Source organism: Amycolatopsis sp. ATCC 39116 (assembly GCF_000231075.2).
Classification (GTDB): domain Bacteria; phylum Actinomycetota; class Actinomycetes; order Mycobacteriales; family Pseudonocardiaceae; genus Amycolatopsis_E; species Amycolatopsis_E tucumanensis.
Map to the genome: position 1 here is coordinate 1 of NZ_AFWY03000091.1, position 14,310 is coordinate 14,310.

At 74.2% G+C, this 14,310-nt stretch carries 13 protein-coding genes; 7 read left to right on the top strand and 6 right to left on the bottom strand.

Going from position 1 to position 14,310, the window contains the following annotated elements:
* Positions 1–534: 534 nt before the first annotated feature.
* Positions 535–1,698 (top strand): hypothetical protein, encoded by a 1,164-nt coding sequence (locus AMY39116_RS0340780; RefSeq protein WP_027936673.1) that lies wholly within the window; start codon positions 535–537, stop codon positions 1,696–1,698.
* Here AMY39116_RS0340780 and AMY39116_RS0340785 read toward each other — a convergent pair.
* On the bottom strand, positions 1,631–2,722 hold the full coding sequence (locus tag AMY39116_RS0340785; protein WP_039792149.1) for a quinone-dependent dihydroorotate dehydrogenase: 1,092 nt from the start codon (positions 2,720–2,722) through the stop codon (positions 1,631–1,633). The genes AMY39116_RS0340780 and AMY39116_RS0340785 overlap by 68 nt on opposite strands.
* A 14-nt stretch (positions 2,723–2,736) precedes the next feature.
* Positions 2,737–3,294: a GNAT family N-acetyltransferase gene (locus AMY39116_RS0340790; RefSeq protein ID WP_020423354.1), complete on the bottom strand. Its 558-nt coding sequence runs from the start codon at positions 3,292–3,294 to the stop codon at positions 2,737–2,739.
* Between the two features lie 466 nt (positions 3,295–3,760).
* Here AMY39116_RS0340790 and AMY39116_RS44395 point away from each other — a divergent pair, with 466 nt between their 5' ends.
* The gene (locus tag AMY39116_RS44395) at positions 3,761–4,336 is read left to right on the top strand and encodes a hypothetical protein (protein ID WP_020423355.1); all 576 of its coding nucleotides are present in this window, start codon (positions 3,761–3,763) and stop codon (positions 4,334–4,336) included.
* Positions 4,326–4,823, top strand: a complete 498-nt coding sequence (locus AMY39116_RS44400) for a hypothetical protein (protein ID WP_020423356.1) — start codon at positions 4,326–4,328, stop codon at positions 4,821–4,823. The genes AMY39116_RS44395 and AMY39116_RS44400 overlap by 11 nt, the downstream gene beginning before the upstream one ends.
* On the opposite strand, the gene AMY39116_RS0340800 is transcribed toward AMY39116_RS44400, so the two are convergent.
* Positions 4,787–5,626, bottom strand: a complete 840-nt coding sequence (locus tag AMY39116_RS0340800) for a DNA-formamidopyrimidine glycosylase family protein (protein WP_020423357.1) — start codon at positions 5,624–5,626, stop codon at positions 4,787–4,789. The genes AMY39116_RS44400 and AMY39116_RS0340800 overlap by 37 nt on opposite strands.
* Positions 5,613–6,488: a ParA family protein gene (locus AMY39116_RS0340805; RefSeq protein WP_027936674.1), complete on the bottom strand. Its 876-nt coding sequence runs from the start codon at positions 6,486–6,488 to the stop codon at positions 5,613–5,615. The genes AMY39116_RS0340800 and AMY39116_RS0340805 overlap by 14 nt, the downstream gene beginning before the upstream one ends.
* A gap of 63 nt (positions 6,489–6,551) precedes the next feature.
* On the opposite strand from AMY39116_RS0340805, the gene AMY39116_RS0340810 reads away from it, so the two are divergent.
* The 3 genes from AMY39116_RS0340810 to AMY39116_RS0340820 all read left to right on the top strand — a co-directional run bounded on the left by AMY39116_RS0340810 (position 6,552) and on the right by AMY39116_RS0340820 (position 9,197).
* A complete protein-coding gene (locus AMY39116_RS0340810; RefSeq protein ID WP_020423359.1) occupies positions 6,552–7,292 on the top strand; it encodes a methyltransferase domain-containing protein in 741 nt (246 codons plus the stop codon).
* Between the two features lie 37 nt (positions 7,293–7,329).
* Positions 7,330–8,589, top strand: a complete 1,260-nt coding sequence (gene dinB, locus AMY39116_RS0340815) for a DNA polymerase IV (RefSeq protein ID WP_020423360.1) — start codon at positions 7,330–7,332, stop codon at positions 8,587–8,589.
* A 224-nt stretch (positions 8,590–8,813) separates the two neighbouring features.
* On the top strand, positions 8,814–9,197 hold the full coding sequence (locus AMY39116_RS0340820) for a DUF3040 domain-containing protein (RefSeq protein ID WP_020423361.1): 384 nt from the start codon (positions 8,814–8,816) through the stop codon (positions 9,195–9,197).
* Positions 9,198–9,498: 301 nt separating this feature from the next.
* Here AMY39116_RS0340820 and AMY39116_RS0340825 read toward each other — a convergent pair whose 3' ends face one another.
* Positions 9,499–10,542: a LacI family DNA-binding transcriptional regulator gene (locus AMY39116_RS0340825; protein WP_039792147.1), complete on the bottom strand. Its 1,044-nt coding sequence runs from the start codon at positions 10,540–10,542 to the stop codon at positions 9,499–9,501.
* Positions 10,543–10,572: 30 nt separating this feature from the next.
* Here AMY39116_RS0340825 and AMY39116_RS44405 point away from each other — a divergent pair, with 30 nt between their 5' ends.
* Entirely contained in the window at positions 10,573–11,709 is a 1,137-nt protein-coding gene (locus AMY39116_RS44405; RefSeq protein WP_039792148.1) for an MFS transporter, read from the top strand.
* Between the two features lie 7 nt (positions 11,710–11,716).
* Here AMY39116_RS44405 and AMY39116_RS0340835 read toward each other — a convergent pair whose 3' ends face one another.
* The gene (locus AMY39116_RS0340835; RefSeq protein ID WP_020423364.1) at positions 11,717–14,215 is read right to left on the bottom strand and encodes a transglutaminaseTgpA domain-containing protein; all 2,499 of its coding nucleotides are present in this window, start codon (positions 14,213–14,215) and stop codon (positions 11,717–11,719) included.
* Positions 14,216–14,310: the final 95 nt, after the last annotated feature.

Here is a 14,310-nt window from a genome sequence, read left to right on the forward strand (position 1 = left end):
CGGCGAGTTCCGCGGTGGTGGACGGGAGTGGCGCGTTCGGCGCGGCGGGTTCCACGATCGTCCGCGAGTCCCGCGCGTGACGCGGCGAGTCCCGCGTTGGTGGGCGGGAGTGGCGCGTGCGGCGTGGCGAGTTCCGCGGTGGTGGCCGGGAGTGGCGCGTGCGACGCGGCGGGTTCCACGATCGTCCGCGAGTCCCGTGTGCGGCGCGGCGAGTTCCGCGGTGGTGGGCGCGAGTCGCACGCTCGGCGCGGCGAGTCCCGTGCTGGTCCGCGCGAGTCGCACACTCACCGTGGCGAGTCTCATTCGATCGGCGCGGGCGGCACCTTCCTCGGTGCGCACTCCGGCCCGGCGCACGCCATGTCGTGCTCGGCGGGCACGGTGCCACCGGCACCGGCGACCCGAGCCACCCGCGAGCCAGGAGTCAAGCCGCCGTTCGGGGCTGTGCTGCCTCGGCCGCGCATCGGATTAACGACAAATTGACCATGCCCCTCGCGGCGTAACCGCGGCGGAACATCGTCTCCCTACCGTCGGAGGATGGACAACCCGCCGCTTCCGCCCGAGCCTCCTCCGCCCCCGCCGGCGCCGGCCAGTGCGCGGCGTGCCGTGGCCGCCGCCCTCGACCTCATCGCGATCGCCGACCGGCCGGAGCTGTGGGCCACCCTCCGCGCGGACGAGGACGTCCTCGTCGACGCCAAGGCCGTCGACGACCACGGGGGCCTCCCGCTCGCCGGGCTGCTCGCCGCCGTCGAGGACGGCATCTCGCCCACCGCGGACCCGGTCCGGCGGCTGGCCGAGGCCGGCGCCGTCGTCCTCGGCACGGCCCGCGGCGGAGCGGACGCTGCCGAGCTGGTGGCCCTCGGGCTGATCGACTTCGCCCTCACCACGCAGTCGCCCCGGCGACCGGACGTCGTCTGCCTCACCCCGACCGCCGGGCTGCTCCCCGCGGCAGGCGCCGTCGTCGCCGGCACCCTCGCCGACGGCTGCCGCGCCTTGACCGCCCTCACCGATCCCGGCGCCTGGCCCGCCGACGTCCGCCTCGCCGCCGGAGAACGGCCCCGGCTCACCGTCTCGACCAAGCACCGGACCGCGCTGCGCCACGCCGTGGGGGAGCTGCTCGTCGCCGGGGCCGAAGTGACCACAATGGACACCGCCACCTCGATGGTCCCCCTCGGGCAGCGCACCGAGACGTCCGACGGCCCGGAGGTCAGCGCACACGGCGTGCGCTTCCGCGGCCGCCCCTTCGACGACCAGGTGCTCATCGACCTCGCCGCCCTGCTCATCGGCGAACAGCTGAAGAACCCTTATCCCGCAACGGGAACCGCGCTCGTCGTGTTCGGCGCGCACCTGCGTGGGCAACCACGCAACGCCGAGCTGCGCGACCTCGGCGCCCGCTTCACCGGCGAGGTCCGCACCGCGCCCCGCTACCGGATGCTCGCCCTCGACGGCCAAGCCGGCGTGCACCCGCGCGACGACGGCGCGGCACTGCGAGGCGAACGGTGGCTGCTCGCCCCGGGCAGCCTCGCGCGGTTCCGGGCCGCGCTGCCGCCGCCGATGACGCTCGGCCCGGTCGAACTGGACGACGGCGAGACCGCCACCGCCCTGCTCAGCCACCCGGCACCGGGCCCCGACATCACGGAGTTCGGGGACTGGCGGGCCTACCTGCGTCATCGGACCGCGAACCGGCCAGGGCTCGGTTGATGCCACGCACCAGCCCGGGCCCGTGCAGGGCGAACCCGGTGTAGAGCTGGATCAGGCTCGCCCCGGCGTCCAGCATCCGCCGCGCGTCGTCGCCGGTCGAGATCCCGCCCACGCCGATGATCGGCACCGTGCCCTCGGTGTGCCGGTGCACGAACTCCACGACCTCCCGCGCCCGCTCGGTGAGCGGCCTGCCGGACAGCCCGCCGGTCTCCGCGCCCACCGCGGCTTCGTCCGCGGCCAGCCCGTCCCGGCCCAGTGTGGTGTTGGTCGCGATGATCCCCGACACGCCGTGCTCGTCGCACACCTCGAGCAGCTCGGCGAGCGCGTCGTCGGTCAGGTCGGGCGCGACCTTGACCAGCAGCGGCGTCGCCGGCTTCCCGGCCGCCGCGGCCAGCTCCTCACCGGTGCGGCCCAGCTCCGCGAGCAGCTCGGCCAGCGCCTCCCGGTCCTGCAGCGCCCGCAACCCGGGCGTGTTGGGGGAGCTGACGTTGATCGCGAAGTAGTCCGCCCACGGGTACAGCGCCCGCAACGACTCCTGGTAGTCGGCTACCGCCTCCTCCAGCGGGGTCACTTTGGACTTGCCGATCGACACGCCCAGCGGGATGTCCGGCTTCCCCTTGGCGGCCAGCCGCTGCGCCAGCGCGGCCGCGCCGGAGTTGTTGAACCCCATGCGGTTGATCACCGCGTCGCTGTGCGGCAGCGTGAACAGCCGCGGCTTCGGGTTGCCCGGCTGCGCGAGCCGCGTGACGGTGCCCACTTCGACGAACCCGAACCCGAGCGCGGGCCACGCCGCCAGGGCGCGCCCGTCCTTGTCCATCCCGGCGGCCAGGCCGACCCGGTTGGCGAACCGCAGCCCGAACAACGTCACCGGGTCCGAGACGGCGAACCGGCGCCGCGCCGCGGCCAGCGCGGGCGGGACGTCGGCGAGCCGGGACAGCACGCGGAGGGTGCGTTCGTGCACCTTCTCGGGGTCGTTGTCGTTGAGCCGGTAGAGCGCGGGACGGATCAGCCTGTCGAAGAGCACGTCCCCATCTTCGCTCAGCGCCGTTTCCACTCCGACGACAGCATGGCGTAGACGAGCTCGTCGGTCCACTCACCCTTGACGAGCTCGTTCTCCCGCAGGTGCGCCTCGCGCCGCATGCCCAGTCCCTCCATCAGGGACGCCGAGGCCACGTTGCGGCTGTCGCAGCGGCCGTGGATGCGGTGCAGGCCCAATTCGTCGAACCCGAGCCGGAACAGCTCGGTGGCCGCCTCGGCGGCGTAGCCCTTGCCGTGGTGCTGGGGGTGGAACACGACCCCGATCTCGCCGCTGGCGTGCTCGCGGCTGGTCCACCACAGGGTGAGGTCGCCGATCAGCTCACCGGTGTCGATCAGCTCGACGGCGATGGCCAGGTACTCGCCGGGCTCGGTCAGCGTCGAGCGGGCGATCTTGTCCTCGAGGACGGCCGCGGTCTCGGCGCGGGTGCGCGGTTCCCAGTAGAGGTACCGCGTGACGTCCGGGCGGGACTGGAAGGAGTGCAGCGCGTTCAGATCCGCCTTGGTGAACGGGCGGAGGATCAGCCGTGCGGTCTTCAGCGGGTACGCGGGCTGCAGCACCGGCGAAGGATAGCGCGCCCCGGACGATCTTCGGGGGCGTTTCCCGGAGAATTAGGGGATTGGGGGGAACCCCCGGCGCGACTCCCGACCGTCGTCAGCCGTTCGGGCCCGAGCCGGACCAGTGCTCGGAAACGCCGGGGGGCGGTGGCTGTCTGGTATTCACCAGCAGTCCAGGGTGTGGCATCCGCTAGCGGACAGCCACCTCACGAGTCCCGTTGCTACACAACTTTGGACCACCTCCTTTCCCGTGTACCAGCAACGCTAGGCGTGCCGGTGCCCCTGCGGCAACTGCATTTCCGGGCCGGCGGGCGTGGCCGTTCTCACCCGCGCGGAGGGGAATTTTCCGCCCGCCCCCGCGCCGCGCACTGGATCGATCCATGCCGGAATGCCGGGTTTCGGGCCTCCCCGGCAGGTGTACCCGATCGGGTGACCGGGGGGCTGGTTCGCACCAACGGGAGAGAATGCGATGTCCACGTCCGTGGTCGTTCTGATCGTCGTCGTCGCGATCGTGGTGATCCTCGGGATCGCCCTGCTGGCCCGCGCCCAGATGCGGCGCAGGCGCCTGCAGGAGAGGTTCGGGCCCGAGTACGAGCGGGCCGTCGAGGGCGGCAAGAGCAAGCGGGCCGCCGAGCGCGACCTGGCCGAGCGGGAGAAGCGGCACAGCGAGCTGGACATCCGGCCGCTGCCGGACACCGCCCGCCAGCGCTACCGCCAGCAGTGGTCGCTGGTGCAGCAGCAGTTCGTCGACCGGCCCGGCGCGGCCATCCTGGAGGCCGACCGCCTGCTCACCTCGCTGATGGCCGAGCGCGGCTACCCGACCGAGGGCTACGAGCAGCAGCACCGGGACCTCTCCGTCGAGCACGCCGACACGATCGAGCACTACCGCCGCGCCCACGACATCACGCAGGGGCACCAGCGGACCGAGGCGTCCACCGAGGACCTGCGCAAGGCGATGGTCCACTACCGGCAGGTGTTCGAGGACCTGCTCGGCGACGCCGACGTCCGCCCCGGGCAGGAGGGGGACCGCCACCATGCGCGCTGAGGACCGCACCGCCGACGGCCTGAGCACCGACGACCTGGTGGCGCCTCGTCAGCAGGAGCCGCGGCGGGAAACCCCAGGCGCACAGCAGGATCCGGCGCCTCAGGGATCACCCGCGCAGCCGATGGCCGAACAGCCGGCCGGGCGCACCATGCCGGCCGAGGCCGCGGCGAGCCAGGGCGTGACCGAGGAACCGGCCGGCAGGCAGGCCGACGGCGAGGAGCGCGTCGAGCTGTTCCGCCCCGAGCAGGTCAGCGAGTTCCGCGACCGCTGGCGCGAGGTGCAGACCTCGTTCGTCGACGATCCACAGCGGACGCTGCGGGACGCCGACCAGCTGGTGGCCGAGGTCATGCAGGCGCTCGCGCAGACCTTCGCCGACCACAAGCACGGGCTGGAGGCCCAGTGGCAGCGCGGTGAGGCCGCCACCGAGGACCTGCGGCTGGCGTTGCGGCGCTACCGCACGTTCTTCAACGAGCTGCTGCGCAGCTGAGGCGAGGGCCCGCGCTGGCAGCGCGGGCAGAACCAGGTGGGGCGCGCCTGGACGTCGTGGGGGTCCCGGCCCTGGTCTTCGACCCGGAGCCGGCCCCCGCACCGGAAGCAGCCCTGCCTGGTTCGCTCGTACACCCAGTTCCGGCGGCCGCGGGCGAGGTCGCCGGTGGTGCTCTGCTCGTGCCGCCAGGCGTTGGCCAGCAACAGCTTCCGCGCCAGCCGGACCACCTTCGCCGCGTCCAATTCGGACACCGGTGTCCACGGCGTCACGCCGAGCAGGAAGCAGATCTCGCACTTGTAGAGGTTGCCCACACCCGCCATCACGCGCTGGTCGAGCAACGCGAGCCCGAGCTCCCGGCCCGGTTCACGCGTCAGCGCCGCCACCGCGCGGGCCTCGTGCTCGTCGCTCCACTGTGGATCGAGCAAGTCCGGCCCGAGGTGGCCGACCAGGCGGGACTCCTCCGCGGTGGGCAGCAGTTCCAGGTCGTGCACGCGGAACCCGACGACCTGCACGCCCTCGGCCTCCAGCACCACCCGCGCGTGGTGCGCCGGGTGCCGCCAGCGGGAACCGGGCCGGGTGATCTCCCACGAGCCGTCCATCTTCAGGTGGCTGTGCAGGCTCAGGTCCGGCGAGAAGCGGAAGAACAGGTGCTTGCCCACCGTCCGCACACCGAGCACCGTCGTGCCGGCCAGGTCGGTGGTGGCCAGCGCCGGGTGCCGGAAGTCGGTGCGCGTCAGCACGCGGCCGGCGAGGGCCTTCTCGACCTTCTTGCCGGCCAGGAAGACCGTGTCACCTTCGGGCATCGTCCGCGGTCCGCGCGGTCCGGGGGATCGGGCCGGTGCTCTCGGGGGGCGGCTCCCGGTCGATGCGGTGCCGTCCAGCGCGGTTCGAGCGCAGGATCTTGGCCAGCACCATGTTGAAGGTCAGCGCGACCTCCTGGGCGCCGGGGGAGTGCCACTCGTGGATGGGGCTGCACGCGCCCTGCGCCTGCTGCACCGCGAGCCGGTCCGGGATCGCCGTGGGCATCACCAGGCCGCCGAAGGACTCCCGCAGTTCGGCGATGCGGAACTGGTGCTCGTGCGAGCGCGGCCGCAGCCGGTTCACCAGCACCCCGGCCGCCTTGAGGTCCGGGTTGTGCTCGTCGCGGATCCGCTCGATCGCCTCCAGCGCGCGCTGCGCGCCGCTCACCGCGTACATCGTCGGCTCGGTGACCAGGATCGCGCTGTCGGCGGCGACCAGGGCCGACTTCGTCAGCCGCCCCAGCGAGGGCGGGCAGTCCAGGATCGCCAGCTCGTACGGGCGCCCGCGCAAGGGGCGCTCGTGCAGCTCGTCCAGCGCCAGGGAGAGGTTGCCGACCTTGTCGTCGTCCGGCCCCGGCTCGTTGAGCAGTTCGAGTTCCTCCGCCCCGACCAGCACGTCCACCTCGGGGCTCCACGCGCTCGGCGCCACGGCCTGCCGCAGCACGTCGCGGACCGGGGTGGCGAGCACGTCGGCCAGCGTGGCCTCGGTGTAGGGCGGGTCGAGGGTGGCGGTGGCGTTGCCCTGCGGGTCGAGATCGGCCACCAGCGTGCGCGCTCCCCTACGGAGCGCAGCCGAGGCGATGCCCAGCGCGACCGTGGTTTTGCCGACACCACCCTTGAGGCTGAGTACGGCGACCGTGTGCACGGGGTCGAGCGTAGCCGGAGTGCCACGGCGAGCGCCCGGACCGGGCTCACTACGCTGTCCGCCATGCGAACGGATACCGGGACAGCACGCGGCTCCGGCACGGTCTGGCGGGCACTGCGGGCCGAGCTCGACCGGGCGCGGGAACGAGGCACCAGCGAACCGGCCGTCGTCGACGTCGGCGGCGGCAGCGGGGTCTGGGCGGTGCCGCTGGCCGCCGAGGGCTGCCGGGTGACGGTGGTCGAGCCGAGCCCGAACGCGCTGGCGACCCTGCGGCGGCGCGCCGAGGAGGCCGGCGTCGGCGGGGCGATCACCGTCGTCGCCGACGACACCGACGCGCTCGCCGCGCGGATCCCGGCCGGCTCCGCCGACCTGGTGCTGGCGCACGGGCTGCTCGAGGTCGTCGACGACCCCGCCGCGGTGGCCGGCGCGCTGGCCGGGATCGTCGCGCCGGGCGGCGCGGTGTCCGTGCTGGCCGCCAACCGGCACGCCGCGGCGCTGCACCGCGCCCTGGGCGGCCGGGTGCGCGAGGCGCACGTGCTGCTGACCAGTTCCGACGGCGTGCTCGCGGACGACGGGGAGACGCTGCTGCGCCGCTTCGACGCCGACGGCCTGCGCGGCCTGCTGGCGGGCGCGGGCCTGCGCGTCGAGCTGATCCAGGGCGACGGCGTGGTGTCGGACGTGCTGGGCGAGGTCGAGTCGGAGCAGTACACCGCCGACGACCTCGCCGACTTCGAGGCCGCCGCGGGCGCGATCCCGCCGCTGCGCGACCTCGCCAGCCGCCTGCACCTGCTCGCCCGGCTCTGACCGGAATTGTCGGACCCCCTGCGTAGGCTCGTCCGCGATGGGTAGGAACGCGGCCCTGCCGGCCGGATACGAGCGGTTCCGGGTGAGCGCGGGGCACACGCCGGACGACACGGGCTGCGGGCTGCTGCACGTCGACATGGACGCGTTCTTCGCGGCCGTGGAGCTGCGCACGCGGCCGGAGCTGGTGGACAAGCCGGTGATCGTGGCGGGCGCCGGCCCGCGGTCGGTGGTGACGTCGGCGAACTACCCGGCGCGCGAGTACGGCGTGCGGGCGGCCATGCCGGTCGCGGTGGCGCGCCGGCTGTGCCCGCACGGGGTGTTCCTGCCGCCCACGCACGGGCTCTACGGCGAGGTGTCCAAGGGCGTGATGGCGATCTTCCGCGAGCTGACGCCGCTCGTGGAGCCGCTGAGCCTGGACGAGGCGTTCCTGGACGTCAGCGGCGCGCTGCGGCGGCTGGGGGAGACGCCGGCGGGCATCGCCGCGCTGATCCGCCGCCGCGTCCAGGCCGAGCACGGCATCACCTGCTCGGTCGGGGTGGCGTCGGTGAAGTTCGTGGCGAAACTGGCTTCGGGCATGGCGAAGCCGGACGGCGTGGTGGTGGTGCCAGCCGGGCAGACCCTGTCGTTCCTGCACCCGCTGCCGATCTCCGCGCTGTGGGGCGTGGGGAAGAAGACCGAGGAGAACCTGCGGCGGCTCGGGCTGGCCACGATCGCCGACATCGCGGCGGCCCCGCTGCCGCGGCTGCGCAAGGCGGTCGGCAACGCCGCGGCCGAGCACCTGCACGCGCTGGCGCACGGCCGCGACGAGCGCGGCGTGGTGGTCGACTCGCCGGAGAAGTCGCTGGGCGCCGAGCACACCTTCGACACCGACCAGCGCGACCCGCGGGTGCTGGAGCGCGAGCTGCTGCGGCTGTCCGAGCGCGTCGCGGAGAGCCTGCGGCGGCGCGGGCTGCGCGGTCGCACCGTGTCGATCAAGGTGCGGTTCGCCGACTTCCGCACGATCACGCGGGCGCGGACCCTGCCCGCGGCCACCGACGTGGCGCGGGTGATCCACTCGACGGCGGTGGCGCTGCTGGCGGAAGCGGTCGCCGGGGCCGATGTCCGCCTGCTCGGGGTGCGGGTGGAGGGGCTGACCGGGGAGGCCGAGCCGGAGCAGCTGACCTTCGACCAGCCTGCGCCGCGGTGGCGGGACGCGGAGGTGGCGGCGGACGTGGCGCGGTCGAAGTTCGGTTCCGCCGCTGTGCGTCCGGCGTCACTGCTCGTGCCGGACCCCGACCCGCCTCGGGGGGAACCCTGAGCCGTGTGAAACGTTGAGCAGAGGGACGACGACAGCCCAGCAAGACCACCAGCGCCCAGGCCGGCGGGGAGATTTGAGCCAAACGGGGCACAGGTTGGAGCGGGATCGGGTAGTCCTGATCGCGAAGGACTCGTATCCTGGAGAGTGACACCACTAGGGGTGTCTGTTGGGTCCAGGACGTTGCGCGGCCCGGCGCCCGCGACAGCTGTGCCGGAGGAGGAAAGATGCCACTCTCCGAGCATGAGCAGCGGCTGCTCGACCAGATCGAGCGCGAGCTCTATGCCGAGGACCCCAAGTTCGCGTCTACGGTGCGCGGTGCCCGGTTCCGCCGGCCCGCCCGCCGCCGCCGAATCCAGGGGATCGCGCTGTTCGTCGTCGGGGTCGCTCTGCTCGTACTGGGTGTGATGGTGCGGGCTCTGTGGGTCGCCGACGTGCCGTTGATGAGCGTGTTCGGTTTCGTCGTGATGTTCGCGGGCGTTCTGCTCGCGGTCATGTCCGGACGTGGTGGGGGCGACGGCAAACAGGGCGGCGCCAAGGCCGCCAAGGCCAAGAGCTCCTTCACGCAGCGGATGGAAGAGCGGTTCCGCCAGCGCTTCGAAGAGCAGTAGTTCTTCTCCGCGAGGTGCCTACGCCCGTCCGGGCGTAGGCACTTTCGCATGGTCGCCCTCGGCGGAGCAGAGGTGGCTCCGGGCGCGTCGAGGCCGGCCCCAGCGGCGTGGCAGCGCCGAAGCGGGCCCGCTCCGGACTTCGCGCTGGTGCTGGTCCGAACGGTGACCCTTTCAGGCCCCGCTCAGGCCCCTTGCGGGTGCTGGCCCGGACCGTGAGCCGCCAAGCCCCGTTCTCCGGCGCGTCGGCGTCGAGGTGGCTCTGAGCGCTGGCGGGTCTTCCGGGGCGTGGCGGGAGCAGCGCTCAAGACCCCTTGCGGGTGCTGGCCCGGACCGTGAGCCGCCAAGCCCCGCTCTCCGGCGCGTCGGCGCCGAGGGCGATCAGCGCGCAGGCCCGGCCCTGGTCGTGCAGGGACTGGGTGATCGTCGTGAGGCCTTCCCGCTCGGCTTCCGGGCCGTCGTCCCACCCGGCGAGCGCCACGTCCGCCGGCACGCGCAGCCCCCGGCGGCGCGCCGCGTCGAGGACGGCGAACGCGAGCTGGTCGCTCATCGCCACCACCGCGTCGGCGCCGGTGTCCAGCAGCGCGTCGGCCTGCGCGGCCGCTTCCGCCCGGTCGTTGCGGGCCACCACGGCCACCGGCAGCGCACGGATGTCCAGGCCCGCGTCCCGGCAGTGGTCGAGGACGCCGCGGAGCCGGTCGCGCGTCACCGGGAACTCCACGCCGTCCGGGTCCGGCCCGGTCTCCATCCGGGCCGTGCGCTCGCGGCCGAAGGGAAAACTCAGCACCGCGGGCCGCGCCGCTCCGGCGAAGACGTGCGCGGCCAGTTCCCGCGCCGAGGCCCTGTTGTCGATCGTGACCACCCGCGCGCCGTCCGCGGCCGGGCCGCCGTGCACCGCCACGGGCTTGCCCAGCCCGGTCACCACGGGGAGCACCGGATCGCTGTCGGCGGTCGTCCAGAGGATGTAGCCGTCCACCGACGCCGACGTCACGCGCTCGACGTCGGTGTCCTCGCCCGTGGTCGGGATCAGGTTCAGGCCCGTCCCACGCTCCCGGCAGACCTCGGCGACCCCGGTCAGGAAGCTGCGCGCCTGCGGGTCTTCGAAGGCGTAGGCGAGGTGCTCGCCCAGCACCACGCCGATCGTGCCGGTGCGCCGACGACGCAGTGACCGTGCCGTCGGGTCGGGACCGCGATAGCCCAGCTCGGCGGCGACCGCGCGCACCCGGCGCAGCGTCTCCGGCGCGACGCGATCCGGCTGGTTGTAGCAGTAGGACACCGTCATCGGCGAGACGCCGCTGCGGCGCGCCACCTCGGCCATGGTGACTCGGGACGTTCCCGGGCTGGACATGGCCCCAGCCTAACTGTGTATCGTTACACAATGCGAGCCGGAAGGACGAGCGTGGCGCTGGGAGCGCTCAGCGCCGCGTGTTTCGTGTCCGTGACCTCGGAAAACCTGCCGGTCGCCCTGCTGCCGCAGCTGGCGGCGGGGTTCGGTGTGCCCGGCTCTGCCATCGGGCTGCTCATGACCGGCTACGCGGTCGTGGTCGCGGTGTCGGTCGTGCCGCTGGTCGCGCTGACCGCGCGCTGGGACCGGCGCACGGCCGTGCTGGTCACGGTCGGGGCGATCGCGGTGTCGAACCTGCTGCTGGCGCTCGCGCCCGGGTACGCCGTCGCGGTGCTCGCCCGGGTGGTCGCGGCGGCCGGGCACGGGGTGTTCTGGTCGGTGGTCGCGCCGATGGCCGCCCGGCTGCTCGGGCCGGACCGGGCAGGCCGCGCCACCGCGGTGGTGTTCGCCGGGAACTCGCTGGCGTTCCTCTTCGGGCTGCCGCTCACTTCGTGGCTGGCGGGGACGATCGGCTGGCGGGCCACTGTCCTCGCGGTGGCCGCCTCGGCGGCACTGTCGGCGGTGGTGATCCGCGCGAGCGTCGAACCGACGCCTGCCGGGCCGCGGGCTACGCCGCGCGGGTCGCTGAACCGCGCCCTCCTGCCGGTCAACCTGGCCACGCTGGTGGTGGTGACCGGGCACTTCGCCGTGTTCACCTACATCACCGCGATCATCGCGGAATCCGTCCACCTCACCGGTCCGGCGACCTCCGGCCTGCTGTTCGCGCACGGCGTGGCGGGCCTGCTCGGCCTGGTCCTGATCGGCAGGCGGGTGGACAGCCACCCGCGCGGCACCGCGCTGCTCGTCACGGCCGGTCTCGCGGCGACCATGCTCGTGCTGCTGTTCGCTGGATCCGGCGTGGTCGCGGCCGCCGCGGTCGTGCTGTGGGCCGTGCCCGCCGGCGGCATGGGCGTGGTGCTGCAGGCCGCCGTCCTGCGCGTGGCGGACCGGCCCGACCTGGCGTCCGCGGTCTACATCGTCGCCTTCCAGGCCGGCATCGCCGGGGGCGCCGCGGTGGGCGGCGCCGCCCTCGACCACGGCGCCCTGCCCGCCGCGACGGCACTGGCCGCGGGGTGCGGGCTGGCCGCCACGCTGGTCGTCCGCCGGTCCGCCGCGTTCCGGGGACCGTGACGAGCGGTCAGCGCTTGCGGAAGACCGACCGCGGGAAGAGCCGCCCGCGCCAGGACATCGGCGCGTTGCGCTCCAGGCTGCGGCGCAGGCCTTCGAACGCCGTGGCGAAGTCCTCGCCGGTGGACTGGCTGGGGGAGTACCACGAGCGCTCCACCGCGCCGACCACCGTGCGCAGGTCGTTCTTCCCGGCGTCGTCCAGGTTGTGCTGCACGGCCACCTTCTGCGCCGCCGCCCGCACCGTGTCGCTCGGCGGGATCGGGACGCCGCGGTCGGCGCACTCGTCCATCAGCTCGGCCCAGGCGGCGTCCGCCGCGCCCGGCTGGTGGGACGTGATCGCCGTCAGGCGGCGGCGCCGGTGAATCTCCCGCAGCACCGCGGGGGCCAGCCCGGCCGCCGCGAGCAGCAACAGCACCAGCGCCAGCACCCAGTGCACCAGCCACGCGGTGAGCACCACGGCGACCAGCCACGCCGCGGCCGCGGCCAGTGGCAGCCAGGACGCCGTCCGCCCGCGGAGCCTGCGGATCGCGACGAACGCGCCCACCGTCAGTGCCAGCGCGACCAGCACCAGCACCAGCGCGATCCACCCGGTCCAGCCCGGCGCCGAACCGGCCGGCGCGGCCTGCGTGCCGCCCGGGTTCGCGGCGCTGCCCTGGGTCTCCGGCGCCCCGGTCGGCGCGACGCGCGTGGTGGACACGCTCGGCACGTCCTGCTCCTCCGAGTCCGAGGACCCGCTGGAGGTGGTGCCGGACTGCAGGTACGGCGGGACGTAGCCGCGGCCGTCGGAGCGCGGCGTCGGGTCGAAGCTGACCCAGCCCAGGTCGCCGAAGTACACCTCGACCCAGGCGTGCGCGTCCTGCGAGGTGATCATGCGCGTGTCGCCGTCGGCGTAGCCGGAGGTGAACCCGACCGCGACCCGGGACGGGATGTTCAGCACCCGCAGCATCACGGCCATCGCGGAGGCGAACTGCTCGCAGAAGCCGCGCTTGCCGTTGAGCAGGAAGTCGGCCAGCGCGTCGCTGTCGGTCGCGGCGGCCGTCTCGGTGTCGTAGGTGAACCCGTTCTCGCCGCTGAAGTACCGCCAGATCGCGCTCGCCCGGTCGAAGTCGGTGGTGGCGCCCGCCGCGAGGTTCTGCGCGAGGCTGACCACGCGCGGGTCGACCCCGGTGATCTGGCTGTAGCTGGCCGGGATGTCGCCGCCGCGGGTGGTGGCCGACTCCAGCTGGTCCTTCGTCGGCTCGGCGAGCGACGCGGTCTCCACGTAGGCCGGGATCCGCTGCTTGCGCTCGCTGAACACCGCGCCGCTGGTCGGGTCGTAGTACCAGCCCTGGCCGACGCCCTGCAGGCCGCGCAGCTGCCCGTACACCGGCATCCACACGTCGACCCAGTTCAGCGGCTCGATCTGGATCTGGCGGGCCTCGCCCGAGCCGTCGTCGCCGGGCGCGGCGGGCAGCGGCTGGTTCGCCGGGAAACCGGCAGGCATCGGGCCGTCCGGCAGGCTCCAGCCGCGGTTGGGGCGGTAGGTGTCGAGCGTGAACGCGCGCAGCAGGCGCTTGTCGTTGCCGAGGCCGCGGACGCGGAACAGGTCCACCGTGCTGCCCTGGTCCAGCATGCCGCGCAGCGAGGTGAACGGGTTGACGCCCAGCCCGCCGGAGCCGGCGCCCGCGCCGCTGCGGCCGCTGCCGGGCAGGCGCCCGACGGTGCCGACGGCGGTCAGCGCGGTGCCCGCGACCAGGCCCAGCACGAGGGCGACCGCGACGACGGCGACCGGTGCGGACGCGGCGGCGGGCGCGTTGCCGAGGCCGGGGGCGTCGCGGTTGCGCCAGCGGCGGTGGCGGTGATTGCCGTCGACGGCGAGCAGGCCCGCGAAGGCCGCCGCGCCGAGCAGGAACGTCCACCACGGGAGCATGTCGTCGGCCAGCGAGGCGGGCACCGCGTAGACGCACAGCAGCACCAGGCCGGTGGCGGCGGGCGCGGACGCGGCCACCGCGAGGGTGTCGACGAGCACCGCGACCAGGCCGATCGCGATGGTCACCAGGCACAGGATCGGCGGGGTCGATTCGACCGGCGGCAGGCCCGTGCGGATCTGCTCGAACGCCGCGGTGAGCACGCTGTTGATCTCGCCGAACGCGGCGGGGCCCGGGATGACGCCGAGGATGCCGGTGCTGGTGAACACGCCGGTGATCAGCAGCAACAGCACGACGAGCTGGGCCAGCCCGACGACCGCGGTGGGCGTGCGGATGGCCCGCAGCGCGAGCCCGGTGGCGGCGACGAGCACGACGGCGACCGTGACGTACCCGAGCCAGCCCACCCCGCCGACGACGCCGGTCAGCGAGGTGGAGGCGCACAGGGTGGCCACCCCGGCGGCGATCGGCGCCAGGATCGAGCCCCGCCACTGCGGCGGCGGCTCGGCGACGCGCTGCGTGGGCCGGTGCAGCTCCGGCCGCCCCGGCGGGGGTGCGTCGGGCTGCTGATCGGGCCGCGGCGGGCGGCCGGTCAGGGTGGTCACAGCGTTCCCCCGGAGTTCAGGTGGCCGGCCGCGGTGGACCAGCCGAGGTGGTGCGGACCGCGTGGCGCCGGGCGGCCGGCGGCGGTGCGGGCGGT